General features: G+C 37.5%; 30 protein-coding genes. 9 read left to right on the top strand and 21 right to left on the bottom strand.

Annotated elements, in window-relative coordinates; genetic code table 11:
- Nucleotides 1-108 precede the first annotated feature (108 nt).
- A complete protein-coding gene (locus tag ACH0CI_RS22570) occupies nt 109-897 on the top strand; it encodes a M48 family metallopeptidase (RefSeq protein WP_406902293.1) in 789 nt (262 codons plus the stop codon).
- Nucleotides 898-944: 47 nt separating this feature from the next.
- Here ACH0CI_RS22570 and spoVIF read toward each other — a convergent pair whose 3' ends face one another.
- The 5 genes from spoVIF to ACH0CI_RS22545 form a co-directional block, all read right to left on the bottom strand.
- Complete coding sequence (spoVIF, locus tag ACH0CI_RS22565) at nt 945-1,202, bottom strand: sporulation-specific transcription regulator SpoVIF (protein ID WP_013055449.1); 258 nt, start codon at nt 1,200-1,202, stop codon at nt 945-947.
- Between the two features lie 133 nt (nt 1,203-1,335).
- A complete protein-coding gene (locus tag ACH0CI_RS22560; RefSeq protein WP_013055448.1) occupies nt 1,336-1,458 on the bottom strand; it encodes a YjcZ family sporulation protein in 123 nt (40 codons plus the stop codon).
- An 87-nt stretch (nt 1,459-1,545) separates the two neighbouring features.
- Nucleotides 1,546-1,725 carry a hypothetical protein gene (locus ACH0CI_RS22555; protein WP_014461555.1) on the bottom strand — a complete coding sequence of 60 codons (180 nt, stop codon included), beginning with the start codon at nt 1,723-1,725 and terminating at the stop codon, nt 1,546-1,548.
- A 61-nt stretch (nt 1,726-1,786) separates the two neighbouring features.
- Nucleotides 1,787-1,957 carry a hypothetical protein gene (locus tag ACH0CI_RS22550; protein WP_406902292.1) on the bottom strand — a complete coding sequence of 57 codons (171 nt, stop codon included), beginning with the start codon at nt 1,955-1,957 and terminating at the stop codon, nt 1,787-1,789.
- A gap of 67 nt (nt 1,958-2,024) precedes the next feature.
- Nucleotides 2,025-2,411: a hypothetical protein gene (locus tag ACH0CI_RS22545; protein ID WP_098625915.1), complete on the bottom strand. Its 387-nt coding sequence runs from the start codon at nt 2,409-2,411 to the stop codon at nt 2,025-2,027.
- Between the two features lie 261 nt (nt 2,412-2,672).
- On the opposite strand from ACH0CI_RS22545, the gene ACH0CI_RS22540 reads away from it, so the two are divergent.
- On the top strand, nt 2,673-3,410 hold the full coding sequence (locus ACH0CI_RS22540; RefSeq protein WP_028412344.1) for a BMQ_0737 family morphogenetic spore coat protein: 738 nt from the start codon (nt 2,673-2,675) through the stop codon (nt 3,408-3,410).
- Between the two features lie 139 nt (nt 3,411-3,549).
- A complete protein-coding gene (locus tag ACH0CI_RS22535) occupies nt 3,550-4,383 on the top strand; it encodes a hypothetical protein (RefSeq protein WP_115653073.1) in 834 nt (277 codons plus the stop codon).
- Between the two features lie 47 nt (nt 4,384-4,430).
- Here the strand turns inward: ACH0CI_RS22535 and ACH0CI_RS22530 are convergent, their stop codons facing one another.
- From ACH0CI_RS22530 to mgtE, 5 genes are all read right to left on the bottom strand, one after another.
- Nucleotides 4,431-4,766, bottom strand: a complete 336-nt coding sequence (locus ACH0CI_RS22530; protein ID WP_033578057.1) for a DUF1360 domain-containing protein — start codon at nt 4,764-4,766, stop codon at nt 4,431-4,433.
- 77 nt (nt 4,767-4,843) lie between these two features.
- Nucleotides 4,844-5,356, bottom strand: coding sequence for a CotO family spore coat protein (locus ACH0CI_RS22525; RefSeq protein ID WP_406902291.1), 513 nt, complete (start codon nt 5,354-5,356; stop codon nt 4,844-4,846).
- A 214-nt stretch (nt 5,357-5,570) separates the two neighbouring features.
- Nucleotides 5,571-5,705: a hypothetical protein gene (locus ACH0CI_RS22520; protein WP_255219837.1), complete on the bottom strand. Its 135-nt coding sequence runs from the start codon at nt 5,703-5,705 to the stop codon at nt 5,571-5,573.
- 170 nt (nt 5,706-5,875) lie between these two features.
- Complete coding sequence (locus tag ACH0CI_RS22515) at nt 5,876-7,735, bottom strand: monovalent cation:proton antiporter family protein (protein ID WP_028412348.1); 1,860 nt, start codon at nt 7,733-7,735, stop codon at nt 5,876-5,878.
- 158 nt (nt 7,736-7,893) lie between these two features.
- A complete protein-coding gene (gene mgtE, locus ACH0CI_RS22510) occupies nt 7,894-9,270 on the bottom strand; it encodes a magnesium transporter (RefSeq protein WP_014461563.1) in 1,377 nt (458 codons plus the stop codon).
- Between the two features lie 177 nt (nt 9,271-9,447).
- Here mgtE and prpE point away from each other — a divergent pair, with 177 nt between their 5' ends.
- Nucleotides 9,448-10,188 (top strand): bis(5'-nucleosyl)-tetraphosphatase PrpE, encoded by a 741-nt coding sequence (gene prpE, locus ACH0CI_RS22505; RefSeq protein WP_025749875.1) that lies wholly within the window; start codon nt 9,448-9,450, stop codon nt 10,186-10,188.
- A gap of 33 nt (nt 10,189-10,221) precedes the next feature.
- Here the strand turns inward: prpE and ACH0CI_RS22500 are convergent, their stop codons facing one another.
- The 4 genes from ACH0CI_RS22500 to ACH0CI_RS22485 form a co-directional block, all read right to left on the bottom strand.
- Nucleotides 10,222-11,115, bottom strand: coding sequence for an RluA family pseudouridine synthase (locus ACH0CI_RS22500; protein ID WP_406902290.1), 894 nt, complete (start codon nt 11,113-11,115; stop codon nt 10,222-10,224).
- Between the two features lie 14 nt (nt 11,116-11,129).
- On the bottom strand, nt 11,130-11,927 hold the full coding sequence (locus ACH0CI_RS22495; RefSeq protein ID WP_406902313.1) for an NAD kinase: 798 nt from the start codon (nt 11,925-11,927) through the stop codon (nt 11,130-11,132).
- A gap of 61 nt (nt 11,928-11,988) precedes the next feature.
- On the bottom strand, nt 11,989-12,624 hold the full coding sequence (yjbM, locus tag ACH0CI_RS22490; protein WP_028407486.1) for a GTP diphosphokinase: 636 nt from the start codon (nt 12,622-12,624) through the stop codon (nt 11,989-11,991).
- A gap of 27 nt (nt 12,625-12,651) precedes the next feature.
- Nucleotides 12,652-13,038, bottom strand: a complete 387-nt coding sequence (locus ACH0CI_RS22485) for a UPF0738 family protein (RefSeq protein ID WP_028407485.1) — start codon at nt 13,036-13,038, stop codon at nt 12,652-12,654.
- 216 nt (nt 13,039-13,254) lie between these two features.
- Here ACH0CI_RS22485 and ACH0CI_RS22480 point away from each other — a divergent pair, with 216 nt between their 5' ends.
- From ACH0CI_RS22480 to ACH0CI_RS22465, 4 genes are all read left to right on the top strand, one after another.
- Nucleotides 13,255-13,845 carry a CYTH domain-containing protein gene (locus ACH0CI_RS22480; RefSeq protein ID WP_406902289.1) on the top strand — a complete coding sequence of 197 codons (591 nt, stop codon included), beginning with the start codon at nt 13,255-13,257 and terminating at the stop codon, nt 13,843-13,845.
- A gap of 4 nt (nt 13,846-13,849) precedes the next feature.
- Nucleotides 13,850-14,539, top strand: coding sequence for a lytic transglycosylase domain-containing protein (locus ACH0CI_RS22475; RefSeq protein ID WP_406902288.1), 690 nt, complete (start codon nt 13,850-13,852; stop codon nt 14,537-14,539).
- A 286-nt stretch (nt 14,540-14,825) separates the two neighbouring features.
- A complete protein-coding gene (locus ACH0CI_RS22470) occupies nt 14,826-15,236 on the top strand; it encodes a globin domain-containing protein (RefSeq protein ID WP_013055433.1) in 411 nt (136 codons plus the stop codon).
- A gap of 26 nt (nt 15,237-15,262) precedes the next feature.
- Complete coding sequence (locus tag ACH0CI_RS22465; RefSeq protein ID WP_028412354.1) at nt 15,263-16,114, top strand: ClpXP adapter SpxH family protein; 852 nt, start codon at nt 15,263-15,265, stop codon at nt 16,112-16,114.
- A 506-nt stretch (nt 16,115-16,620) separates the two neighbouring features.
- On the opposite strand, the gene pepF is transcribed toward ACH0CI_RS22465, so the two are convergent.
- From pepF to mecA, 4 genes are all read right to left on the bottom strand, one after another.
- Nucleotides 16,621-18,438: an oligoendopeptidase F gene (pepF, locus tag ACH0CI_RS22460; RefSeq protein WP_034267646.1), complete on the bottom strand. Its 1,818-nt coding sequence runs from the start codon at nt 18,436-18,438 to the stop codon at nt 16,621-16,623.
- Nucleotides 18,439-18,601: 163 nt separating this feature from the next.
- The gene (locus tag ACH0CI_RS22455) at nt 18,602-19,783 is read right to left on the bottom strand and encodes a competence protein CoiA (RefSeq protein ID WP_335387638.1); all 1,182 of its coding nucleotides are present in this window, start codon (nt 19,781-19,783) and stop codon (nt 18,602-18,604) included.
- Between the two features lie 119 nt (nt 19,784-19,902).
- The gene (cls, locus tag ACH0CI_RS22450) at nt 19,903-21,420 is read right to left on the bottom strand and encodes a cardiolipin synthase (protein WP_025749882.1); all 1,518 of its coding nucleotides are present in this window, start codon (nt 21,418-21,420) and stop codon (nt 19,903-19,905) included.
- 214 nt (nt 21,421-21,634) lie between these two features.
- Complete coding sequence (gene mecA / locus ACH0CI_RS22445) at nt 21,635-22,315, bottom strand: adaptor protein MecA (RefSeq protein ID WP_013055427.1); 681 nt, start codon at nt 22,313-22,315, stop codon at nt 21,635-21,637.
- A gap of 360 nt (nt 22,316-22,675) precedes the next feature.
- Here mecA and ACH0CI_RS22440 point away from each other — a divergent pair, with 360 nt between their 5' ends.
- Nucleotides 22,676-23,341: a TerC family protein gene (locus tag ACH0CI_RS22440; RefSeq protein ID WP_335387640.1), complete on the top strand. Its 666-nt coding sequence runs from the start codon at nt 22,676-22,678 to the stop codon at nt 23,339-23,341.
- Between the two features lie 96 nt (nt 23,342-23,437).
- Here the strand turns inward: ACH0CI_RS22440 and madM are convergent, their stop codons facing one another.
- The 3 genes from madM to ACH0CI_RS22425 form a co-directional block, all read right to left on the bottom strand.
- Nucleotides 23,438-24,199: a malonate transporter subunit MadM gene (gene madM / locus ACH0CI_RS22435; RefSeq protein WP_335387643.1), complete on the bottom strand. Its 762-nt coding sequence runs from the start codon at nt 24,197-24,199 to the stop codon at nt 23,438-23,440.
- Complete coding sequence (gene madL, locus ACH0CI_RS22430; protein WP_033578048.1) at nt 24,196-24,609, bottom strand: malonate transporter subunit MadL; 414 nt, start codon at nt 24,607-24,609, stop codon at nt 24,196-24,198. The genes madM and madL overlap by 4 nt, the downstream gene beginning before the upstream one ends.
- A 195-nt stretch (nt 24,610-24,804) precedes the next feature.
- Nucleotides 24,805-25,701, bottom strand: coding sequence for a LysR family transcriptional regulator (locus ACH0CI_RS22425; RefSeq protein ID WP_028412360.1), 897 nt, complete (start codon nt 25,699-25,701; stop codon nt 24,805-24,807).
- Nucleotides 25,702-25,779 lie beyond the last annotated feature (78 nt).

Here is a 25,779-nt window from a genome sequence, read left to right as displayed (position 1 = left end):
TTCAACCTCTATTATTAACCAAATATTCCACTAAGAGGTAGATATTCATAAGTAGATGCGTTACACTACGTTATGTACTGCATTACTATATTTTAGGAGGTTCCATTATTGAACGCAAAGCTTATTCATGAAAATGAAAAGATTTTTTTCATTTTGTGTATGGTTATCAGCTTATTAACCTATTTGTTTTTAATTATTTCACTCGTCGGCATTCTCTACATTGCAATCGGTTTTTTCATTACATTTATGCTACACGGTTTCTCTATTGCTCAAATTCGCAATAATGGAGTTAGATTGACAGAGAAGCAGTTCCCGCACACTTATCATCAGGCAAAACATTTATCTTCAGAGCTGGATTTAGAGCTGCCCGATATTTATATTGTTCAATCAGGCGGCTTATTAAACGCGTTTGCTACACGTTTTTTTGGACGTCACTTTGTCGTTTTATACTCCGACATTGTTGAAATGATTGAAGATAATCAAGAAAAAGAACTTTCTTTTATCATTGCCCACGAATTAGTTCATATCAAACGTAAGCACACACTCTACCACTCACTTATTCTACCTGCTCTTTGGGTTCCTTTTTTAGGAAAAGCTTACTCTAGGGCCTGTGAATATACATGTGATCGCATAGCTTCCGTTGCGATTGGTGATGCAAAAGCTGCCACTCAAGCACTCACTATACTTGCGGTTGGTCATTGTCTAAATAAAAAAGTAAATCAGGAAGAATTTGTTCATACGCACTCACAGGAAAAAGGTTTTTTTATGTGGTTGCATCAAGCTACTTCAACTCACCCTCCTATCGCTCATCGTATTAAAGAAATTAATTACTTAGCACAGCATCCAGAACTGTTTGATCTTGATTCTAACGCATTTCAAACAAATGAAATTACATAAATAGAAAAAAGCCCTGACACCTCAGGGCTTTATATAAAAATATTAAATTATTTTTTCTCATTTAGCATTTTAGCGATGGTCGCAAAATCAATGGATTGATTATTGTTTGCAATCGCCTTAACAATTTGTTCTTCTTTTTGTTTTGAAATTGGCTTATTCGCAATTTGTGCTACTCGCTTCACAATATTACGCACCGTTTGCTCATCTTTAAAATTAGCATTTTGTACAGAATTCGCAAGTTCAAAAATATCCTTCATATTAACGCCTGTTTTCTTTTCTATATTTTTAAACATATTATTATCCACTTTGCATGACCTCCTTTATTTATACTTCATCGTATGCACCATGTGCCTAGATGGTGCCCTTTACATTTAATAAAAAAATAAAGTGCGAGTGAAACTTCACCCGCACTTTTCGGTGCCTTATTCATAGAAGGGATTAATTGTAAAAACAAACACAACCAACAATAATTAATAGAATGAATAATACAACGATTAACGCAAAACCACCGCCGTAGCCACCACCGTAACCACAACCACCGTAGCCAAATCCGCAGCCCATAATATTACACCCCCTCTGTTTTACTCTCTATACTGTATGTTCACTCAAATGATTTTGTATGGGCTTTTCAACTGTGTACATTAAATTTCATTGTCCAAACGGATCTTCAGCATCTTGCTCATCAAGTCTTTTTACATTCTGCTGCAGTTTCCTCTCTTGCTGTTCCATCTGATTTTCTGCTTTTTCTACTTCTTTCATTCTCTTTCGATGTTCTCCCATCATATGCTGTTCAAAAAAACGTTCAAATTCATCAAAAAAATCTGGCATCTCTACACCTCTCTCCACTCCATGTAAAAAAGCATTGTCCGAGTGACAATGCTTCTATTGCTTATCGCTTTGGTAACTTTGAACCGCAGCCGCAACCACCTTGTTTTGGAGAAGGGTACTGGACTGGCTTAGGAATAGCCTGCCCTTTCTTCACCGATTGTTGTGTCATGGGTTGTGGATGATAAGTCAGGGGCTGAGGGTATTGATTAGGATTATAATTATAATACATCATGTTTCCCTCCTTTTCACAGCATCCTATCTATAACATTATATTCAGGACTAAAGAAAGACGTTCTATCTTATTTGTCCATTTTGCGCTGTAGGGACAAAAATAAATCCGTGCTGTTTTTTGGTTTCCTCACTCTCGGTCTTTCTCCTCCCTTTTGCTCTGTCACTTCACGCAGCCGATTTTGCAGTTCTTGAATTGTCCCTTGAGCTTGATGATTGTACTGTACAATAGACTGTTCGGTTTTTGATTTTTGTTCATTGACGCATGCTTTAAGCCAATCTATTTTTTCCTCTAGCTTCTTTTTTTCTTCTTCATGCTTTTGCTGTAATTCCAATAACTCTTCCTTCATATCTTCATATTCAAATTCTTGGTGCTTGAATTTTTGATATTCTTCTTTATAAAAAGCCAACTCCGACTTCAATGAAGCAATATATTGTTTTGTTTTTTCCTCGCTCATGCCCTTCACTCCTCCATTATAAATAACCCACAGCTTCTAAAAAATCAGTTAAAGATGAATAACACTTTTTATTAACATGAATATGCTGTAATTGAGTTTATTATTTCCTTCATTTTTTATGCTCGCTCCAACTAGGATTTATTCCGATAAATTCCGCTTTTACTAAGGAACATAAAAGCAGGTCATTCATACACTATAGTAGTCCGATACCTAGTAACGAAAAGCGTAAAGGAAGGACAATTACAATTAGGAGGTTTAAAAATGGCAGAACTTTTTGAATCATTATGTATCCGCGTACCTAAAGTGTACGACTGGGTTAGACGTCAAGTTGTTTTACCACAAATCTTTACGAACGATACTTCATTATTTGAAGAAGAAGCACTTAAAGATTTAGGCCATGACGTAGAAGTGGAAATTGTTTTAACAGATAGTGAAGGTCACCCTGTAGATCCTTCAGATGAAGACGCACTTGATAACGTGATTGAGCTTGTGCCGCACGGTGGTCGCAGACCTAAAAAAATTGTGTTACCAGATGGAGAAGTTGTTGTTCTTCATGAAGTAAAATTATCAATTAGCGGCTTTTACCGAGTTAAGTTAATTGAATTGAATGGACATCACAAACACGATGAGGTTGAATCTAGCGTTATTCCTTGGAAAATACATCAAACATTCTATTTATGCGCCCCGGAAGGAACAGAACCTGTTGTCCACCTTGAATCTTTTGAAGGAACTGACGGTTCTCTCAGATTATCAGATTGTCACTTACAGCAATTAAGCTTTGATCTTATGTTATGCCTAAGTGTTCAAATTGAAAAAGATGTTAAAGTTGAAGTAGAAGGAAGCTTCTGCTACCCTCGCCCTGAAATCATTTCTACAAGCAGCTGCTCACCTATTGAATATCCACCTCAATGTGATGCTATTTTCCCTGGAAGACCACATCACGATGATTTTGATGGAGACGATGTAGAGTCAGGCTTCGACCATCACGAATTTGATTAACAAGATAAAAAGCCAGAGGAGAATATTTCTCCTCTTTTTTCATCCTTTACGCGCTTTCTGCATACATATAAATAAAACTGCTATGGGCAGCTCTAACGACCAGGTTAATTTATAGCTCAGCAGGAAAGGAGACTACTAGATGAGTCGTAACTCCCCTTCCCCTAAAGATGATCTAACTCAATTAAAACAAAAGCTCATACACTATAAATCAGAAATTCGAAACGTGCAAAACCAACTAAAAAGCTATGAACGAGCTTTAGAGCGAGAAAAAGAAAATACATCGTTTTGGAAAAAGAAACACGCTGAGACGCTTTCTACATCTGAAAAAGAAGTAGAAATTGAAGAATTAGAAAAAGAACTGGATCTACTGAGAAACGAGCTTTCCGAACAAAAAATTATTGCCGAAGCGTTTCGAGAAAAAGCTTCAAGGAAACAGCCCGTTATTGAAGAAAAAATCGTGGAGAAAGTAATTGAAAAGATTGTAGAAAAACCCATAGAAAGGTTCGAAAAAAGCGATATCCTCTGTTTCTTCCAACATTCCATACTGCTGCCAGAACAAGATGAAAGCGAGCTGATGATGTTCGGCAACGTAATTATTCAAAATCAAACGAGCAGTACTTTATACTCTCCAACACTTTGCTTAAAAATGAAGCCTACTGCTTCTGCTATGTTAAGCGGGAAGATCATTGATGAAAAAGATATTGAAGCTTCTAGTATCCCCTCTTCTTCTTTAGAATGGCGCTACGCTCATCCAAAATGGAACGAAAAAATTCAAAATGACGGTGAATATTGGATTAAACCCATTAAGCAAACAGTATTAAAGCCCAAAGGCAAATTACTATTTGACTCTTTTCAAGTAGTCATTCCTCTCTCCACTGATACGACTTCGTTTATTCTAGAAGGCTTTTTCTATAGTGAAGAGTGGCAGGAAGGTATTCCTTTTTTAAATAAAGTTGTGCTAAATTTCCCTTAATCATTAAAAGACATATTGACGATCAATATGTCTTTTAACTCGTCCATTTATTTCATAAAAGATTCTATAATTCCTGCACACCCTGCAATAGCTAAGATCGTAATAATGGGAATAGCAATATGTGGAACCGCTACATAACTAAAATAAATCCCTACTGCACACCATATGCCTGTACACCAATAGCAGCTGAGCAGTTCTCCAATCCACCTTTGCAGCCCCTTCCCTTTTATCTCTAGGTACGTTACTGTATTTCCTTGTTCATCTTGATCTTCTACAATTTTGTGAAACGGCTTCCGAATAAAAGCCGTAATTTTATCAAAAACAATTAGACGAGTAAGTCGAAACGTTGCAAAGATAAATAGCGTTAGATAAATCCATGTCATCTTCATTCCTCCGTACATTCACAAACTTATGAAAATAAAAGCTAACGTGCTTTTTCACTGTTAGCTTTTAAAATTACTTAAATTTTAACGATAGATATGGTTTGAATATCATGAAATGTCAATACTGTTTTCTCTTTATTAGGAGGAACGCTTACGTATAAACTTCCTTCTTTTAATTCTAAAATTGTTCCTATATATTTTTGATTTTGGCACGTAATTTCACAAATTGGCTGAGACATATGAGGCGGGAAGCTGCATAGAAATTCAACTTTTTCTTTAATCGTCATAGACTGAAACATTTTATTTGGCTTTTTATTCTCTGATTGCGGTATATCCACGGGAACAATTGAACGCTCTTCCTTTTTTTCATTCTTAATCTCTTCCAATTTTTCTACGTCAGGCTCTTTGACTTCTTGAATAGAAGAAAAGCTGGGCTCTTCTTTTAACACATGCTCTTTCTCTATTCCTTTATTGTCTTGCTGTTTTGAACTAAAATAATATTGCATAGAACGCTGGTTTTGCGTAGCGTTTGGCTGGATAATGTACATTAGCGGCTCATTTTCTTCTGACTTAGATTTTGAGTTAGTCATGAAGCATACCTCCAATTGCTTGTTATCGTTCTTTTAAAAATGTATGCTTGCACACGGAAAAACTTGTTTATTTTTTTGCAGTAGCCTTTTTAGAAATAAAAGCAGCACTATACTTTTTTATATAATTTAGGAAAATACCACAAAAGAAGTTGAGATATAACTAAATTAATTCAATCTAAAGACGCATAAATAGGATACATGAGCTGCCCGCTTGTTACACCGCCGTTGATTTCCGTGCAAGACTTCGCTTTCCGCGGGCGGCCAATGAGCCTCCTCGTCGCTTGCGCTCCTGCGGGGTCTCATCTGTTCCGCTTTTCCCGCAGGAGTCTTCGTCTTGCCCTCCAATCAACTGCTAGAAAGAGCTAAACAGATGAAACTTATTTTCAAAACAACAAAAAAAACGAACCACTAATCAAACATGTTGATCAGTGGTTCGTTTTTCACTTGAGCTAAAATACTTTTGTCTCAGTCTCTTCCTCTCATTCATTCAGGTAGAAAACTAAATCCATCTAAATACCTTTATCTAATTTTATACTCAAGAAGCATACGCAATTCATTCACATACGAACGAGACCCCGTTACAATCAAACGATCATCAAATTCAAGCTCTGTATCGCCATGAGGTACAATAGAATCTTTACCTCTGAAGATTCGAACAAAAATCACATCTCCTGTAAACGGGAACTTACGAAGCTCTACCCCCTCGTATTTAGGGTTACGCATATTAATTTGATAAAGTGCTGTTTCTTGATTCGTTAAGATATTTAAAATATTTGGCGATTCGATTAAAGCTTTTAGCAATGCCGTTGTAGATAACAGCACAGAAAAAACTTCAATGTTATTTTCTTTCATCTTTTCATCTAAGACAGGACTTTCTACGCGGGCAATCACCCGTTCTGTACCATACTCTTTTGCAAATAGAGCAATGTCGCTATTTCTTTCTTCTTCCCCTGTTGTTACAACTAATACATCCGCATCTAAAATCCCCATACTTCTTAACGTTTCCTTACTATATCCATCGATGTCGACGATATTAAAAATGGAATCCGACGTACGGTTTTCAATTTTGTCCTGAGTAGGATGATAAATCGTCACATCATATAAATCAAGATCCATTTCTCGAATAACCGGGAGTGTAAATTGATTTGCACCAAGCATATTAACCTTCAGCTTTCTATCACTGATTTCTGGCTTTGGAAACAGCTTTCTAAAGATAATAGGTGTAATAATACATGTAATAATCGCCACCAAAATCAGCGCACCGGACATTTGTGAATCAATCACACCAATATTTTCACCAACCGTTGCTGCCGCAATAACGAGTGATAAAGTCGATGTTAAAAGAAAACCCGATGCCAAAACGGTTTTCATATCATACCATTTTCTTAAGATTAACGCTGGAACTAGCTTGGATATTAATAATGCAATGAATAATAAAGGCATTAAAATCAGCACTTTTTTATCACTAAACAATGACCAAACGTCAAGCTTCACTCCTACCATCACAAAAAAGATAGGAATTAAAAAACCGTAGCCAAACGAATCTAATTTATGAACTAAGTTTTTATTAGGCGCAAGAAGCGAAACGAGTGATCCCGCTAAAAAAGCGCCTAAAATGTTTTCAACACCAATTGACTCCGAAAGGCCCACTAGAATGATAATGAGTGCAAATACGGCGCGCGTGTCGATTTGAATTGTACCTTTAGACATTGTCTCAAGAAACGATCGGTTTTTAAACTGCTTCCCTATGAAGTATAAAATCACTCCTACTCCAAATAAAATTAAAATCAACCATGTATTGCTATTTCCTGATTTATCATAGACGGAAGCAAATACGGCTAGTAAAATCATCGTGACTAAGTCCGCAATAACCGCAATCAATAAAATGGTTTGTCCAATTGGCTTTTTCATAATCTGTGCATCTTTTAAAGTCGGCACTACTACTCCTAGTGAAATGGTAGAAATAATAAGCGTCATCAAAAAGGCATTATCAATAAAACCGGTCCATACAAAAACATAGGACAAAAATAGTGAAACCGCAAAGATAGCTGCAAACACTAGTATAGAAATGGAAAAAGCATTTGGCACCTTCGCTCCTGATGCCTTTTTGTCTTTTGAATTTCCTCCAGCAAAAGCAGAAAAATCAATTTCCAAACCACTTAAAAACATCAAAAAGATAAAGCCTAAAGTGGAAAGTGTTTCAAGCCACATATCCTGCTCCACAAGGTCAAAACCACTTTTCCCTATAATTAATCCCATAATAATTTCAGCTACGACTACAGGTATAATGTTGAGTTTAAACCGATGCAACAGTATAGGCGTTAAAAAGGCCAAACTAATGACGATAACAAGTGATGTAAAGGACGCGTGCTGTTCCATTAGATTCCCCTCCTTTTACCTTCGCTATTTATAAAACGAAGACGTTAGTATTCAAAATTAAAGGTTAATCATAAAAGCTTGAAGGTTCTCTGTCAACTATATGAACTGATAATGAAAATCCGACATGATTACTCATGTCGAATTCCAAAGTCCCTTCATTATTTTAAATAACTCATAAATGTTGTGGCTAGACCGAAGTAAATTAAAATACTGATAAGATCATTGATCGTTGTAATAAATGGTCCTGATGCGACTGCAGGGTCAATTTTGAATCTGTGCATGAGAAGCGGGATAAACGCTCCTGCTAGTGTAGCCACAATCAATGTTGAAAATACAGAGACGCCTACCAAAGCGCCTAAAATCAGATCTCCCTGCCAAATATAAACAATTAATACAACTAAAAGTCCACATGATGCGCCCGTAATCATTCCGGTAGCTGCTTCTCGGATTAACAGCTTAAATTTGCTTTCTTCTTCGATTTCTCCCGTCGCCAGTCCGCGAACCGCAACGGCTAGTGCCTGTGTTCCTGTATTACCAGCCATACCGCCAATTAAAGGTATAAATACAGCTAAAATAGCTACTTGATTCAACGTATCTTCAAAACGTCCAATTAAACTCGCTGTCATCATTCCTAAAAACAGCAAAATGATCAGCCAAGGCAGCCTCTTTTTGGCCGCTACTAAGGGATTGTGGTCAATCGTATCATCTACATCACTAATACCGGCTAATTTAGAATAGTCATCCGATGCCTCTTCATCAAGAACATCCATCACATCATCAACCGTAATAATCCCTAGAAGATGCTGCTGAAAATCAACAACTGGAAGCGCAAGAAAGTTGTAATCGCGCATAATGCGCGCAACTTCTTCTTGGTCTTCTGCTACTGACACGGATACAACTCGTTCATTCATAACTTCGCTTATCATCGTATCTTCATCTGCTATAATTAAATCACGAAGAGAAATAACACCTGCTAGATGCTTTTGTTCATCAATAACAAATACATAATAAATCGTTTCCGCTTCTGGAGCTTCCCTGCGTAGAATGTGCATAGCTGAATGTACGGTTTGATTTTCACGAATGGCCACAAACTCAGTCGTCATAATACTTCCAGCGGTATATTCCTCGTAATGAAGCAGCTCTTTAATTTCATCGGCTGCTTCTTCATCCATAATCGTTAAATAGCTCGCCACTTGTTCTTTATCCAATTCATTTAATACGTCAACGGCATCATCCGCCGACATTTCCGACAGCATGTCTGCTGCAAAATTGGGATGCATTTCTGAGAGAATTTCTTGATAATCTTCTTCTCGTATCTCTACATTTTCAAAGATATCCGCCATTTCTTCCGGAGATAACATCTCGTACAGCGCAAACCTAGAAGGCTCATCTAATTCTTCAAAAAATTGAGCTTGGTCATACGTATGCATATGTAAAAATTCTTCACGAAATGCATCGATTTCATTTTTTTCTAGAAGTGATAATAAATGTTCGGCGAACCATGCTTTTTCTTCTTTTTCAATTGAATCTGTCATGTCTTCAACCTCCCTGTCGCACAAAACTCATTTAACTTTATGATGAATTTTGTTTTTTTTCAACTCATAGCTCTTTACTCTTTTCCCAATAATATATAAGTTCTACACATAGTTTGCTCCATATAAGGGTAATTTTATATCGTCAAAGGAAAAACCTTTTAAGGATGTGGATAAAAGATGAAAGTAGATATAATAGGCGATATCCATGGATGTTATGATGAATTAAAAGCGTTAACAGAAAAACTTGGGTATGAGTGGCAAGACGGGATTCCTGTCCACTCTGACGGACGGCGCCTTGGATTTGTAGGTGATTTAACAGACCGAGGACCTCATTCACTAAAAGTGATTGAGCTCGTATGGTCACTTGTAATCAAGCATCAGCAAGCTTACTACTGTCCAGGCAATCACTGTAATAAGCTATATCGCTTCTTTTGCGGTAACAAAGTGCAAATTACTCATGGGTTAGAAACGACCGTTGCTGAGTACGAAGCCTTGCCTTCAAGAGAACAGAAATTCATTAAAAAAAAGTTTATTGAGCTTTATGAGCAATCACCTCTATATGTGCAGCTTGATCAAAATCAATTAATTATTGCTCACGCCGGTCTTAAAGCTGAATACATCGGCAGAACGGATAAAAAAGTAAAAACCTTTGTGCTATACGGAGACATTACGGGTGAAAAGCATCTAAACGGCATGCCTGTCCGACGGGATTGGGCCCAACATTATAACGGAAAACCGTTTATCGTGTATGGGCATACACCCGTAGTAAAAGCTAGAAAAATTCATAATACCATTAATATTGATACAGGCGCAGTTTTTGGAGGGGCTTTAACGGCGTTTCAGTATCCTGAAAGGAATATTATATCAGTGCCTTCATCTATGCCTTATGTAGAGGAAAAATTTAATCACTTCGTGTAAAAAGAAAGTCGCTTTTCATTTAAAAAGCGACTTTTATCTTACGATTTGAAGTTTCTGCATATCTGGCGGCAAAGGTGCTGTAAAAGACAACGTTTTTTGTAAAAAAGGATGAAAAAAAGTGAGTTCATAGCTGTGAAGAGCTTGACGAGAAATAAGATGATTCGTTCCGCCATATAAGGTATCTCCAAGCAGTGGATATCCTTTATAAGCCATATGAACACGAATTTGGTGAGTTCTCCCCGTCTCAAGCGAAAGAGCAACTTCTGTAAAAGAAGAATACTGACGAAGCGCCGTATAGTGTGTAATAGCAAATTGCCCACCTTCTCTTACTTCCCGTTCGATGATACTTGACTCTTTTCGGCCAATCGGTGCCTCTATCGTTTCTTTGCCAACAAGCTTACCATGAACAAAAGCTCGGTACACGCGTTTAATTTCATGTTCTTTTTGTGCTTTAGAGAATAAGTAATGAACATGCCTATGTTTGGCAACAATAAGCAGCCCAGATGTGTCTCGGTCTAACCTATTTACAAGATGAACAGTCGAGTTAATGTTATTTTTCTCATAATAATAGAGCACAGCATTACTTAGTGACCACGTTAGATGTTCTCGAGAAGGTATACTTGGCATGTTTGGCTGCTTATTCAAAACTAATATATACTCATCTTCGTATACAATATCCAAAGGTATAGCTTTAGGAAGAAGACTTTCACTTGCTTTTTCTGGTGGAAACGCCACCTTGATTTCGTCACCTTTTTGCAGAATATATCGAACCGTTGCATGCTTCCCATTTACTTCAATTGCTCCTCCTCTGAACTTAATGTCCGTCAGAGAAGCTTTGGAAATATCATGTTCTTTTAAAAATTCACGAACCGCTACACCCTCGAAAGAATGATCTACGGTCCAACTCAACGTAAAAACTTGTTTCATTCTCTTCCCTGCCTTTAATCATCACATACAAAAGAGTCTCTGACACGCTGCCAGAAAGGAAACGCACGAAAGCGAGCAAATCGAATTTTTTCGCTTGCTACCCGAAATTGAATCGACTTTACATCTTTATGTAAAAGAGTTAAATGATCAATGGTAATTTGGAAGTCTGCGTCGTTGACAGGCTTTAACAGCGCTGTATGATGTCCAGGAAGAACCAATGGAGAACCTATCGTACGGAACACTCGATTGTTAATAGAAGCCATTTCAGCAATTTGAATAGCTTGAAGCGAAGGATGTAAAATCGCGCCTCCCAGGGATTTGTTGTAAGCTGTACTTCCCGAGGGAGTGGATACGCAAAGGCCGTCTCCTCGGAATGTCTCAAATCTCTGCCCTTTAATTTCCACATCCATTACTAAAGAACCTTCTACACTTTTTACCGTACATTCATTCAGCGCTAAGTATCGAGCTTCGCGTCCACCGTTTGTGTAGCGAATAATCACTTCGAGCAGTGGATACTCTACAATCTGATAGGGTGTCTTTGCAATAGCAATCACCAGCTTCTCAATCTCATCAGGTGTCCAATCTGCGTAAAAACCTAAATGGCCGGTATGAACCCCAATAAAAGCCGTCTTGTCAAGTCGGTTTCGATAGCGGTGAAACGCATAGAGAAGCGTTCCATCCCCTCCTACTGACACTACAATATCAGGCTGGTTTTCATCATATTCTAAATGAAAATCTAATAAATACGTTTTCATTTTTTGCATAAGCGTATTTGATATTTGGTTGCCTTTTGATGTAATAGCAAATTTTATTTTCTCCACCTAATTCTCTCCCCCTATCCATCCAATGTACAAAGCTGTTGCTGAGTCATAACTAAGATTCTTCCGCCGATTCTTTTTTTCGTGAGAAAATAGCCTGAGCTTCTTGAATCTCACCTCGTATTTGAGACATTTCTTCATCGAGCTGAGTAGCCGCTTCAGAAGCACGCTGAAGTCGCTTTTTGATATTCTCAGGAAATTTCCCGCTGTACTTATAATTTAAAGAATGCTCAATTGTAGCCCAAAAATTCATAGCCAGTGTACGAATTTGAATTTCCACTAAAATTTTCTTTTCACCTTTAATTGTTTGAACAGGATAACATACGACCACATGATATGAACGATAGCCGCTTTCTTTTTTATGAAGAATATAATCTCTTTCTTCAATCAATTCAAAGTCTGTTCGCTGACGCAGGAGCTCTACGACCGCTTTAATATCGTCCGTAAATTGACACATCATACGGAGTCCCGCAATGTCCTGCATCTCTTCCTCTAAGCGATCGAGAGAAATTCCTTTTCGAGTCGCTTTATCCAAAATACTGGCGACAGGCTTTACTCGTCCCGTCACGAACTCAATAGGTGAATGCGTAGACTTCATATCATACTGTGAACGAATTCCTTTTAACTTCACCTTAAGTTCTTCAACGGCTTGTTTATACGGTGCTAAAAATAAATCCCAATGCCTGATCATTAATAACACCCCCCTCTTTTCTCTCTGTTACTTATTTTCTTTATCTAAAAAAACTTCCTCTACTCTTGCTACCATCTCGTCTCCATAATTCACATTTCCTTCGATGTTACTGATGAGATAAGACAGCTCTTCTTTAACGGCTGATAGCTCAATTACTTCCTTGTTAATTTCTAAAAATACTTTCATATCTTTATGTAAGACGTGCTTTAAATTCGCCCAAATATTGTCACTAAGGCCAACATACATAAATTGATCATTAATATCTACAACATATACAAATGACATGTTATCTGAGTCAACAAGCATTTGTTTTGTATCTTCCAATTGTTCAATTTTCGTCTCAATAGGGTCTGCTTTTAAATGTAATTCATTTGATTTCATCACACAGGTAGTGATGTCAATTCGATTGTGCATAAATAAACTCCTTCCAACTATACAATTCGTTACTATTTTAACACATTCCAGGAACGTTTAATAAAGGTAAAACCTAAACAATCCGTATTTCTTCATTTTCCAAGTTCCCCATCTGGATATTCCTGTTAGTAAATGTAGTTTTACTGTCTCAAAAAGTGTGATAAATTAAGATGTAAAGTGCCTTACTAAAAGACCTAAATTAAAAGGATGATTTCATTGAAACAAGAAATTGAAATTGAATTTAAAAATATAGTAACGAAAGAAGAGTTTGATCGTCTCCGCTCACACTTTCAATTAACTGAAGATCAGTTTGTTTCTCAAGAAAACCACTATTTTGATACACCTGCTTTCTCATTAAAAGACTGCGGGGCTGCCCTGCGAATTCGAAGCAAAAAAGGTAAGTTCGTTCTCACGCTCAAACAGCCTCATCAAGAGGGTCTTTTAGAAACACATGAAGCACTAACAAATGAACAAGCTAAAGAATTGCTAGATGGCAGTGCCAAGATTCCGTCAACAATTCAACAGCTTATTACTGATTTACAAGTTGATAGCCATGCGCTAACTTATTTTGGCACTTTGCGTACAAGTCGAGCAGAAATTCCATATAAGAACGGGTTACTTGTACTCGATCATAGCTTTTATCTAGGTGCTGAGGACTATGAACTCGAATACGAAGTAACCGATGCCAATGAAGGGGCAAAATATTTTGAGCAATTGCTTACGGAGCTTGATATTAAAAAGAAACCAACGGAAAACAAAATTCGACGGTTTTACAAGCGAAAGTATACGTTAATGGATGGAGAGTAAATTCATGAGCATGAATATTAACCATTACATGTCTTCCGTTCAATTTCCTGGAACTCAGCCATTTTCAGTTAACAACCAGCTGCCAACAGCTAACGTGATGCTTGGTACAACTTTACTCTCTGTATTTGCTCAGCTTTTTCAAGACTACGTCAATCAAGAGCCTCAAATGAGTACCAACCTTTACTTGGAGGCAGCGCAGATGTTTCCAGCTACAGCGGTTCAAACGCAATCCCAGCCATCTGTTTCTTCTTCAGATAAGGCAGCCGCTTCAACTGCTACCTTACCTGTACAAAAAAACGAAACGGCAAAGGCCAGTTCTCAGGATGTACAAACGATAATTAATGAAGCAGCTGCACGCTACCAGCTGGATCCTAAACTTATTCGTTCTGTTATTAAACAAGAGTCAAATTTTAATCCCTCTGCCAAAAGTTCTGTCGGAGCGGCTGGGCTTATGCAGCTAATGCCAGCAACCGCTAAAGCTCTTGGTGTAGAAGATCCGTATGACTCCAAGCAAAATGTATTTGGAGGAGCCAAATATCTTCGACAAATGTTAGATAAATACGACGGAAACGTGAAATTAGCGTTGGCAGCCTACAATGCTGGACCTGGTAATGTCGATAAATACGGCGGAGTACCTCCTTTTCAAGAAACGCAAAAATATGTAAATAAAATTATGTCTTCTTATCTCGTGTAAAAGAGTCCAATCATTCGCGACTCGACCATGGAATGACTGTAGTTTGTCGAGGTTACACTATATAAATAGAAGGAAACGTTTGTGAAAGGATTCCTTTGTTTCTCATACTAAGTGATTCGCCACAGCATCATAGACTTTTCTTATGTAAAATTCCACTTTATCTCTTTTCCAGTAGAAGAAGTAAGCGGATAGTTTGAGTTAACGAAATGACACTGCTAAAATTAAGGAAAGTAAAAAACACCAAAGAGTTAAGACGTATATTTCTTATAACAAAGGAGTTATCAACATGAGAGAAAAAATCCACTCCCCTTACGAATTATTAGGCGGTGAACATACGATTTCAAAACTTGTTGATGCTTTTTATACACGCGTTGGACAACATCCTGAGCTCGCGCCAATTTTTCCTGATGATTTAACAGAAACAGCACGAAAGCAAAAGCAATTTCTGACACAATATTTAGGAGGGCCTTCGCTATACACTGAAGAGCATGGTCACCCTATGCTGAGAGCTAGGCATCTTCCTTTTGAAATTACACCGTCAAGAGCCAAAGCCTGGCTGACGTGTATGCATGAAGCAATGGACGAAATTAATTTAGAAGGCCCTGAGAGAGATGAACTTTATCATCGTCTTATTTTAACTGCCCAACACATGATTAATTCACCGGAACAGACAGATGAGAAAGGATTTTCACATTGAGTAATCTAAACAGCCAATACCCATCCTTGCATCAGCTTTGTCAAGGTTCAAATAAAAAACCGCTTGAAATCTATGTATTTGTTGACCCTCTTTGTCCAGAGTGCTGGGCACTCGAGCCTATTCTAAAGAAGTTACAAATAGAATATGGTCAGCTGTTATCCCTCAAGCATGTGCTTGGCGGAAACTTGCAGCAATTAAATATTGGAGCACAGCAGAGATTTGAACATATTGCAAAATCGTGGGAGAAAACTGGAAGCCGCTCCGGCATGTCATGTGACGGCAACCTGTGGCTTGAAAACCCCATCGATACTCCTTACGCTGCATCAATTGCAATTAAAGCGGCCGGGCTGCAAGGAAAGAAACAGGGCATTCGCTTTTTGAGAAGACTTCAAGAAGTAGTATTTTTAGAAAAACAAAATGTTACAGAAGAATCTGTCTTAATACAATGTGCAAAACATGTGGGGCTAGATGTTAATGAATTTGTAAAAGATTTGCATTCAGATTACGCTGCGAAGGCTTTTCAATGTGATTTAAAAATCACATCGGAAATGGATGTCGATGAGATTCCAACTCTTGTGTTCTTTAACGAAAAAGTTGAAGAAGAAGGCATTAAGATATCAGGATACTATTCGTACGAAACATATGTACACATCATTAAAGAGATGTTAGAAATTGACCCAGATCCAGCTTGTCTTCCGCCTCTTCGTTCATTTTTAAGCTATTTTCAATTTGTTGCTTCAAAAGAAGTTGCAGTTGTGTATGGTTTATCATTAGAAGAGGCTGAAAAAGAATTGAAAAAACTTCAGCTTCAGCAGGTTGTTGAAAGAGTTCCTGTCAAATATGGAACCTTTTGGAGAAGTACTGAAAAGAGCTGTTAATTATTAAATGTTGATGCTTATCCTAAGCATCAACTACACAAAAAAGACTTGGCTTTCGCCAAGTCTTTTCGTTTGTCTTAAGACAACAAGGGGATGGGAGAAATTTTTCACGGTCAAACAAAGGGGTATATGTTTGTTTTGTGATAAACTTCACGATTAATACTATAGCAAATTATGTCGACTTTTGGCAACCCCTTTTTTCAATTTTATTCACTTTTTTATAAAAAAAACTTCATAAACAGCCAGATTCACTCATATAGTACAACCAATTATGCTTTTAGTAGAGGTGTTAACTATGAAAATTGCTGGAATTACTCTAGGGGTTGTGATTCTTTTGTTTTCTTTTTTATTCTATATTTTATCTCTTATGCAGCTTGTTCCTTTCATTATCGCAGGCCCTCTCTTATTTTTAGCTATTCTTATTATTTTTACATTGCTTAACAATCACAACAAATTTCGGGGATTTAAAAAATGAAGCAGGATACAGCTCCTGCTTCATTTTAATTTTATTGATTTAATAAACGTTCCATTTCCGTTAATTTCTCTTCAAATACGGCTAGCGCTTCTTCGATAGGCTGAGATGTTGTCATGTCCACTCCTGCTTTTTTCAACACTTCAATTGGATAATCGGAGCTTCCTGACTTTAAGAAACCTACATAGCGCTCAACAGCTGCATCTCCTTCTTCAAGGATTTGCTTGCTTAATGCCGCTGCTGCACTGAATCCTGTAGCATATTGATAAACGTAGTAATTGTAGTAGAAATGCGGAATACGAGCCCATTCTAACCCAATCTCTTCGTCAATTACTAAGTTGTCTCCAAAATATTTTTTATTTAAGTCATAATATAATTTTGTTAATAATTCAGGTGTAAGCGGCTCTCCGTTTTGAGCACGCACGTGCACATCGTGCTCAAATTCAGCAAACATCGTTTGACGGAATACCGTACCGCGGAACCCTTCTAAATAATGGTTAAGTAAGTACAAACGCTGCTTTTCATCATCAATCGTTTTTAGTAAATAATCGTTTAGAAGCGCTTCATTACACGTGGAAGCTACTTCTGCCACAAAGATTGAATAATCTCCATAAGGATATGGCTGCGTTTTTCTTGTGTAATAACTGTGTACAGAATGGCCAAATTCATGGGCTAGTGTAAACAAGTTATTTACATTATCCTGCCAGTTCATTAAGATATAAGGATTGGTGCCGTACGTTCCTGAAGAATAAGCACCGCTTCGCTTGCCTTTGTTCTCATGAACATCTACCCAACGATTTTCAAATCCTTCTTTTAACACATTAAGGTAGTCTTCCCCTAGTGGTTTCAGACCTTTTAAAATATAATCTTTTGCTTCCTCATACGTTACTTCCATTTTTACGTCTTTTACTAAAGGCGTATAGAGATCATACATATGAAGCTCTTCAATTCCCAATACTTTCTTACGTAAATCAATATATCGATGCAATAAATGCAAATTATCGTTCACTGTTTTAACTAAGTTATCGTATACTTCTTCTGGGATATTATTTGTGCTAAGAGCTGAGTGACGAGCTGAATTATAGTGACGAACGCGGGCGCTAAAATTATCTTTCTTCACCGTGCCGCTTAATGTACTTGCAAACGTATTTTTAAATTTACCGTACGTTTCGTACACCGCTTTAAACGCTTCTTCTCGTACGCGGCGATCGCTACTTTCTAAAAAACGAATATAGCGTCCGTGCGTAATTTCTACTTCTTCTCCATTTTCGTCTTTAATAGAAGGAAATTCTAAATCCGCGTTGTTTAACATTCCAAACGTGTTGCTTGAAGATCCTAATACTTCAGAAGCCTGAGCCAGAAGCGCTTCTTCGCTTTCTGATAAAATGTGCGGACGTTCGCGAGTAATTTCATCTAATGCATGAGCATATAACTTTAGCTCTTTATGTTCCGCCATGTATTGTTTAATTTTTGATTCTTCAATAGACAAAATTTCTGGTGTTACATAAGATAGTGCACTTGCAATTTGAGTATAAAGTGTTTTGATACGATCATTTAACCCTTGATAAAAAGAATTAGTGGTATCTTGATCGTAGCGCATATGAGCATATGTATAAAGTTTACTAACGCGCATTGTGAGCTCATCTTGCTCTTGAAGAGCGTCGTATAAAGTTTGAGCGGACTCTCCAAGTTTCCCTTTGAATTTTTCCATTTTTGGAATAAGAGCTTTTACTTCTTCAAATTCTTTTTCCCATGCGTCATCTGAAGCAAAAATATCCTCTAGTTTCCACGTATCTTCTACTTTTATCTCGCTTCTACTTGGTAACTTTTTTACTTTTGATTGTTCACTCATGGTCATCCCTCCATCTTTTTCTACCTGTCTATAACTGTTCGCTTTTTCTAAGGCGAATCCTTTTTATTTCTTTGGTTATTGTATGTTGTTTTAAAAGAATTAATCAAAAGTCAGTACGCTTTTGAAAAAAGGATTCTTTCTTAAGCGTACTGATTTTCAGTGGTTATGTCACTTCTTTTGCTTGATTTAACCACTTTTTCATCATCTGTCCATCTTCTAAAAAAGCATCGGATGTTTGCTTTGGAATCGTATAAGGCCTTCTGATTTTGTATAACCCAGAAGTTATAGACGTTAGTATCCCTAACCGGCATAATACCTCTATATACTCAAACAAGGGCTGTTCCACAGCAACAGGGGCCATCGGCAAAGACCGAAACACAATATGCCTCTGATGAATTCTGTAGAGCCATAGCCTGCATAACTCTTTTTCTGTAACTAAATCCCCTACCTGCTTCTGCTGCATTAAATCAAGAAGCAGCCACGTTTGCCATATAGTAGCAGACGTTTCAATCATGTATAAAGAAGGCAGCGGCATGCCCGCTTCTGCTGGAATATGAGAAGGAGGAATATTGTTTTCATAAAGAGCGTGTAAAAAAGGCTGAAGCTTCTGATTAGGATAGAGGATATAATGCGTTCTCCATGCCTTCTTTTTCTTTACCCATGAAGAGAAAAATTGAGGCTGTGTATGTGTAGAAAAAAGATCATGAAAGGTATGCTCGTGAGGAGAGAGCACGACAAGCTGTGCATAACAAATTTGAGATGAAAAAGGCATAAGGTGTTCAAGTTTCAACAGCTGATTAGTAGAAGGTGAAAAATAAAGAAGTGTGGGCGTATAATCGGAAAGAGTGAGAAACTGCCACTCTTGAAAAGAAAGTTGATACATATAAGTGGATAAGCGTTTCATTCTTTTTGCTCCCATAATCCAAAGAGGCATATAATTTCCTTTCTCATAATGAATAGAACGTTTGGTTAGCACTGAGGAAGATAAGGACGCACATTGAAATTCGATTGCATATTTTTGCGAAGGGGTATCTATAAGAAGATCTGGACGCTGCATAATGTCAGGAAGGTACCTTTCTAACTCGACTTCAAGATGAGAACTAAACCAGTGAAACAGCTTTCGCTTTCCGTCAAGATGATAATCTGTTTCACCTTCATGCTGAGCGACGCACGTTTTTTTCAGGTGAGCAAAATGAGGGATTTTTTTTGTACCTACCTTTAACTGTACAGGGGATTGACAAGAGGGACAGTAGAACTGCTTTTCTTTTTTCCACAGCTTAAGCTGTTCAAGCGAAAAGCGCTGAGCTAGTGAAATGAGGCCTTCTTCTGTTCGGGCAACTAACAATCGTACATTTCTCCTTCCTATAGTAGCGAGCTATATCCTTGTATTCGACACCTTTCTACTAAACCCTTTTCTTTCAGAAAAAAACCACATTGCAGCATACGCAATGTGGTTTACAGCGATTATAATAGCGGTGAAAGCAAACGAGCTGTTGATTCAAACAGCCGCTGTATAAATGGCCGCTTTTCAAAGTCTTTAAAGTGAAGCTCACTCGTTTCTTCTAAATCTTGCATATATTCATATACGAGCTTTTGGGTACTAGCTGTGCGATATAAAAAAGCATTTACTTCAAAATTCAGATGAAAGCTTCTCATATCCATGTTAGCTGTTCCAATAGAGGCAATTTCTCTATCAACAATCACAATCTTGCTGTGCATAAATCCTTTTTTATACTCGTAAATTTTCACACCTGCTTCTAGCAGCTCAGGAAAATAAGAGCGTGATGCATGAAAAACAATTTTTTTATCGGGCTTCTGAGGTACAAGAAGCCTTACATCTATACCGCTTAAAGCAGCTACTTTGAGAGAAGTAAAAATATCTTCATCAGGTATGAAGTAAGGAGAAGCAATCCAAATGGACTCTTTCGCAGACGTAATCATCGAAAAAAATAAGTGTTTAATAATTTCCCACTCACGGTCTGGTCCGCCGGCAATCATTTGAACACCGCCGCACTTTTCCATATCAATGTCAATTAAATCCGGCGATAGATACGTTTGAGTAAGCATTGTCTGCCCTGTCATATAATACCAGTCTTGTAAGAAAATAAGCTGTAATGAACGGACTGCCTCACCCTTCACCATCAAATGAGTATCTCTCCAAAAGCCAAAATGCCGACTTTTTCCGAGATATTCATCACCAATGTTCAAACCTCCTACAAATCCAATTGTTCCATCAATGACTACAATTTTACGATGATTACGGAAGTTGATTTTATTATTGAGAAATGGAAGTCTCACCGGCAAGAACGGAATCATTTCTACGCCCGCGTTTCTTAACTCATGAATATAATGCGGTGAAAGCTGAAAACTGCCCACGGCATCATACAAGAAACGTACATAAACTCCTTCTTGTACTTTCTGAATTAAAATATCTTTAATTTGTTCTCCTAAGTGATCATGTCGTACGATGTAATACTCTAAATGGATATGATGCCTTGCATGCTTTAAAGATTCCATAATTTCGTGAAATGTCTCTTTTCCATTCGTCAATGCGCGCGTATCTGAAGAAAAAGAAATGGGACTCTTGCCAAGCCTCACGGCTAGCTTCAGCATTTGCTTCCTACTGGTGCCCAACTGTTCAAAGTGATTTTCTAATATACCAGAATCTCTTTCCATCTTTAAAAGCACCTGTTCATCCAGCTTTGCTTTTTTAGCAAATAAACGCCGTTTTCGCGTATTGCGTCCAAATAACAAATAAAAAAAGAACCCTATTACTGGAAAACCGCCTAATACTACGAGCCACGTTAGCGTTTGAGTTGGATGACGGTTTTCTAATGAAATAACAAGACCGATGAAAACAACACTAATCGTAATTAAGATACTTAGCACGCCAATAAATTTACCGTCCCAATACCCTTTTGTAAAATAAAGCAAGGCAATAATACCAACAACAAAAATTAAAAGCTGTAATCTATTTTTCAACTTGTTTTCACCTATCCTAAAACCAATCTTTCATCATTCATAACAGGTTTCTATACTGTTATTATCCTCAAACTTGGTATTTTAACACTACACTTTCCCGTGTAGGAAACAGCCGCCTGCTTTTTCTACCTATACTGTTCGATATGAGCGGAGAGCTTTTCCAAAAAAGAGGACAAAACAAAGACCGATTTCATATACATGAAATCGGCTGCTATTATCGTAAAGGAAAATACTGTTTTACTTGTTCAAGTGCATTTTCACTGATTAATTCTTTTCCATATTCCATTAAACGATGAACTGTTACATTTGATTCATTTGCATATTCTAAAATGATACTTAAAATGTTATCAATTTCAGCTACAAAGTCTTCATCATCTGTAAACTCAACGTATAAATAATATTTCCCTTCAAACACGTACATGCTGTTGATGATATCATCTAACTCTAAATGGTGACTTAAGGAAATTAAATGTTCTAAGTCTTGAAAGCGCGCGACGAACTGTAGCCCTTCGTCTTCTATAATTTCTTCTTCAAAATCAGCTTTTTTATTTTGATTCGCTTGATGATCAAGCAACGCTTCAATTTTTCCATCTACAGGGATATCGATTTTATCATTTTCACCAACAGGTACTTCGAACTTTTGACCGTCTTTTGAAACTTGTGCTCTTGTTACGATAACCTCTAGCCCCTTCTCAAGCGCATGTACTTGAATCCAAAGAGGACCTTCTGCTACGAACTCTTCTTCTTGATGAATTTCGTCCATCATCTCCCAGAATAGCTCTTCACTGCGCTCACGGCTAAACCAAATTTCATTGCGATCAAATCCACGTTCTTCAATATCTACGTAAGTGACAAAGAATTTTACTGTGTTTTCATTAATGCGTTCGATTTCCATTATCATCTCTCCCTTCGGAAAAATCAGTGAAGGTAATCCGGCCATTTCGAACATTACCCCTAAACGATGAAGGGACTATTTTACCCCCGTGTTAAAGCAATATTACATGTACTTTCTCACTTTGTAAAGCATTCTAACTTGGGATATACAAGCATACACTATTTGAGTGAACCTTGTATATCTATTTTATGACAAAATGCGAAAGAAAGGAAATAAAAAATACTCTGACAACTCATAGCCACCTTACACCTTACTTTGTTATATACATAATCTCTTTACCCTATGAACGCTTTTTGTTAAAAATGAACACAGATAAAGCAATATGAGCTACTTATCCTTACATATTGGGAGGGAAGATTATTGGATTTAGAATTAATAACCTCCATTCTTCTTATTATCGGTATCGATATTGTATTAGGTGGAGACAACGCTATTGTTATTGCCTTAGCAAGCCGCAATTTACCTGAACATCAACGAAATAAAGCTATTTTTTTAGGGACTGGCTTAGCTGTGATCGTTCGCATTGTACTTACTATTTTAGCTGTTTATTTACTAACTATTCCTTACTTGCAGCTCATCGGCGGTTTTTTATTAGTGCTCATTGCCTTTAAGCTTCTTGTATCAGAAGGTGACGATGCATCTTCAATTCGTGCAGGTGTGACGTTAGGCGCCGCTGTGAGAACGATTGTATTTGCTGATATTGTAATGGGACTAGATAATGTAATAGCTGTGGCAGGCGCCGCTCATGGAAATATTATCTTAGTTGTCACGGGACTACTCGTATCCGTCCCTATTATTGTTTGGGGAAGCAAGCTCATTTTGTATTTGATGGAACGGTTTCCCCTGCTTGTTTACGGCGGAGCAGCTATTTTAGCTTATACTGCTGGAAATATGATTGGACATGAAAAGAACTTACATTCATTCTTTGCAGACCATACATCTCTAGGAACATTTATTCCGTTTATAACAATTGCTGTTGTGCTGATAAGCGGCATGGCTGTTAATAGCTTTCGTTCAACTAAATGATAAAGAAAAGGCCATACTAAACATTTTTATTTAGTATGGCCTTTTCTTTAGTTTAATGAGCACAGCAGTCTTTTATTCATAAAACACTTTGTACACTTAAAAAATAATCTCTGTGAGTAAAAAAAGAATAGATGGTACGAGTAAGCAACCAAGACCTGTATAAAATGTAGCTGTCATGGCTCCGTAAGGTACAAGTTTTACATCTGTCGCCGCTAAACCAGCTGCTACACCGCTCGTCGTCCCCATAACTCCTCCATAGATCATTGCTGTACGAGGGTTGTTTAATTTGATTTTCTTAGCAAATATCGGTGTCAAAATCATAACTGAAATGGATTTAATTAATCCTACAGCTATACTTAACGCGATAATATCAGAAGAGGCTCCAATCGCAGTTCCAGAAACCGGTCCCACAATATAGGTCACGGCCCCTCCTCCGATTGTAGTCAAAGCAACGGGATCTCTATACCCAAAACAAAGAGCAATAATTACACCTAGTACAAAGGAATAGAAAACCCCAAAAAACAAAGCCGTAATCCCGCTGATTCCCGTTTTTTTGACTTCGCTAAAATTGGCACCGAACGCAGTAGCAATAATGGCAAAATCTCGCAGCATCCCCCCGCCCATTAAACCAATTCCTGAAAATAACTGTATATCAGAAATCCCTTTTTCTCCTCCTGTATTCACCCCACCGATATAAGCAAGGATTAGCCCAAACATAATAGCAATAGCAGATCCGTGAACTCTTCCTTTTGTTAATTTATCTGATAAAAAATAAGCAATATACATGACAATCCCAATAATAGCAAATGCCATAATCAGTCCGTTATTTTCTAATCCTTCTTTAATCATATTCATCATTTTATCTGCTCCTTAGGTAAAATAGAAAGCTCTATTTCTTGTTCATTCACCTTCGCTTTCTCTCCTATTCTGCTGATAAATGGTATGGATAAAAAGCCTACTACGACTACTACCACCCCTGCAAGAATCGCCATGCCTCCTCCATCAAGAGCAGCTACAACATTTTGCTGTGCAGACATCGCTACCACGATAGGAATATAAATTCCTCCCCAAAAAGCAATGCCTTCTTCGGATTTTACTTGGAGCTTATTTTTCTTCTTTAAATAATCCACCGCTAGTACAAGAAGAAGCATGGATACCCCTACTCCCCCAACGTTGGCTTCTACTCCCATCAGCCCTCCTAATGCGTCCCCTACAATTACTCCTATTAACATGCAAATAGACAGCAGCGCTACACCGAAGATTATCATATTACTTCCTCCCCAACCCATTATTGAAAACGTTTACTTTATGGTTTAAAAATAGTGTAAAGGAAAAAAGTTGAATAACCTATGCATTTTTAGTTATATACTTATATCAAAAATGACATAATGCAGTTTTTCTCTACTGTTCATTTTAGATTTATTCGAAAAAGAAATAAAAACTATGACATTTAGTCATGATTCTTATATGTATTCATGAGGCATATCCGAGGGTAAATGTTTAAAATAATCAATCACAAACTGCCTGAAGATTTGTTGTAAATCCGTCACGTAGCCTCCATTGTTCCAAGCTAAAAAGATTGTACGTTCAAATGTTTCTTCTTCAATTTTTAGCAGTTTCACATCCTTTCCTGTAGAACCTCCCCACGTCACTTCAGGAATAAAACCTATTCCTTGCTTCGCTCTAATCAAACCTCTCACTGTTGCTGGATCATCGCTTTCAAACGTAATTTGAGGTACAAAATTCTGTTCCTTACAAATCGCATCCGTTATTTTTCTTAGCTCTTTCCCTTTCTTTAGCACAATGAATTTCTCATTTTTAAGTTCATTTAACTTTACACGTGATTGCTTGGCTAAATGATGATCAAGAGGGACTGCAAGCAAAATCGATTCACGAAGTAAAGGAGTATGTTCGATCTGACGGGTTGTTAATGGAAAAGCTGAAATACATAAATCAAAATCAGGCTGTGAATAGCTATTAGTCAAATGCTGCATTAGCCGAAAACGAACCTGAGGATATTGCTCACGAAACCTGCTTAATAGCTCTGGAAGTAAATGTGAACTAGCTAACACAACAAGACGAATTTCTTCACATGGATCGTTCGACATATCCTTTAGCTCATGCTTTGCGTCTTCTAATGTTTTTAAAGCACGTTCTACTTTGGAACAGAACGCTTTACCGTACCGATTTAATTTAATATATTTACCGTTTCGATCAAACAAACGAATGCCTAGCTCTTTTTCCAACTGTGAAATCGTTTTGCTGAGCGCAGGCTGAGATACGTATAGCTCTTCAGCCGCTTTGCTGATATGTTCTAGTCTAGCAACTACTTGGAAATATTTTAGCTGTAAAAGCTCCAATCCGTTCACCACCACTTTTATATGTTTAATTACTCTCTTTCTTTATTAATTACATATATACTTCATTTCCCCTGCTAT

This window comes from Priestia sp. 179-F W1.4 NHS (assembly GCF_045369295.1).
Classification (GTDB): Bacteria; Bacillota; Bacilli; order Bacillales; family Bacillaceae_H; genus Priestia; species Priestia zanthoxyli.
This window is presented reverse-complemented; position numbering and strand designations above follow the sequence as displayed.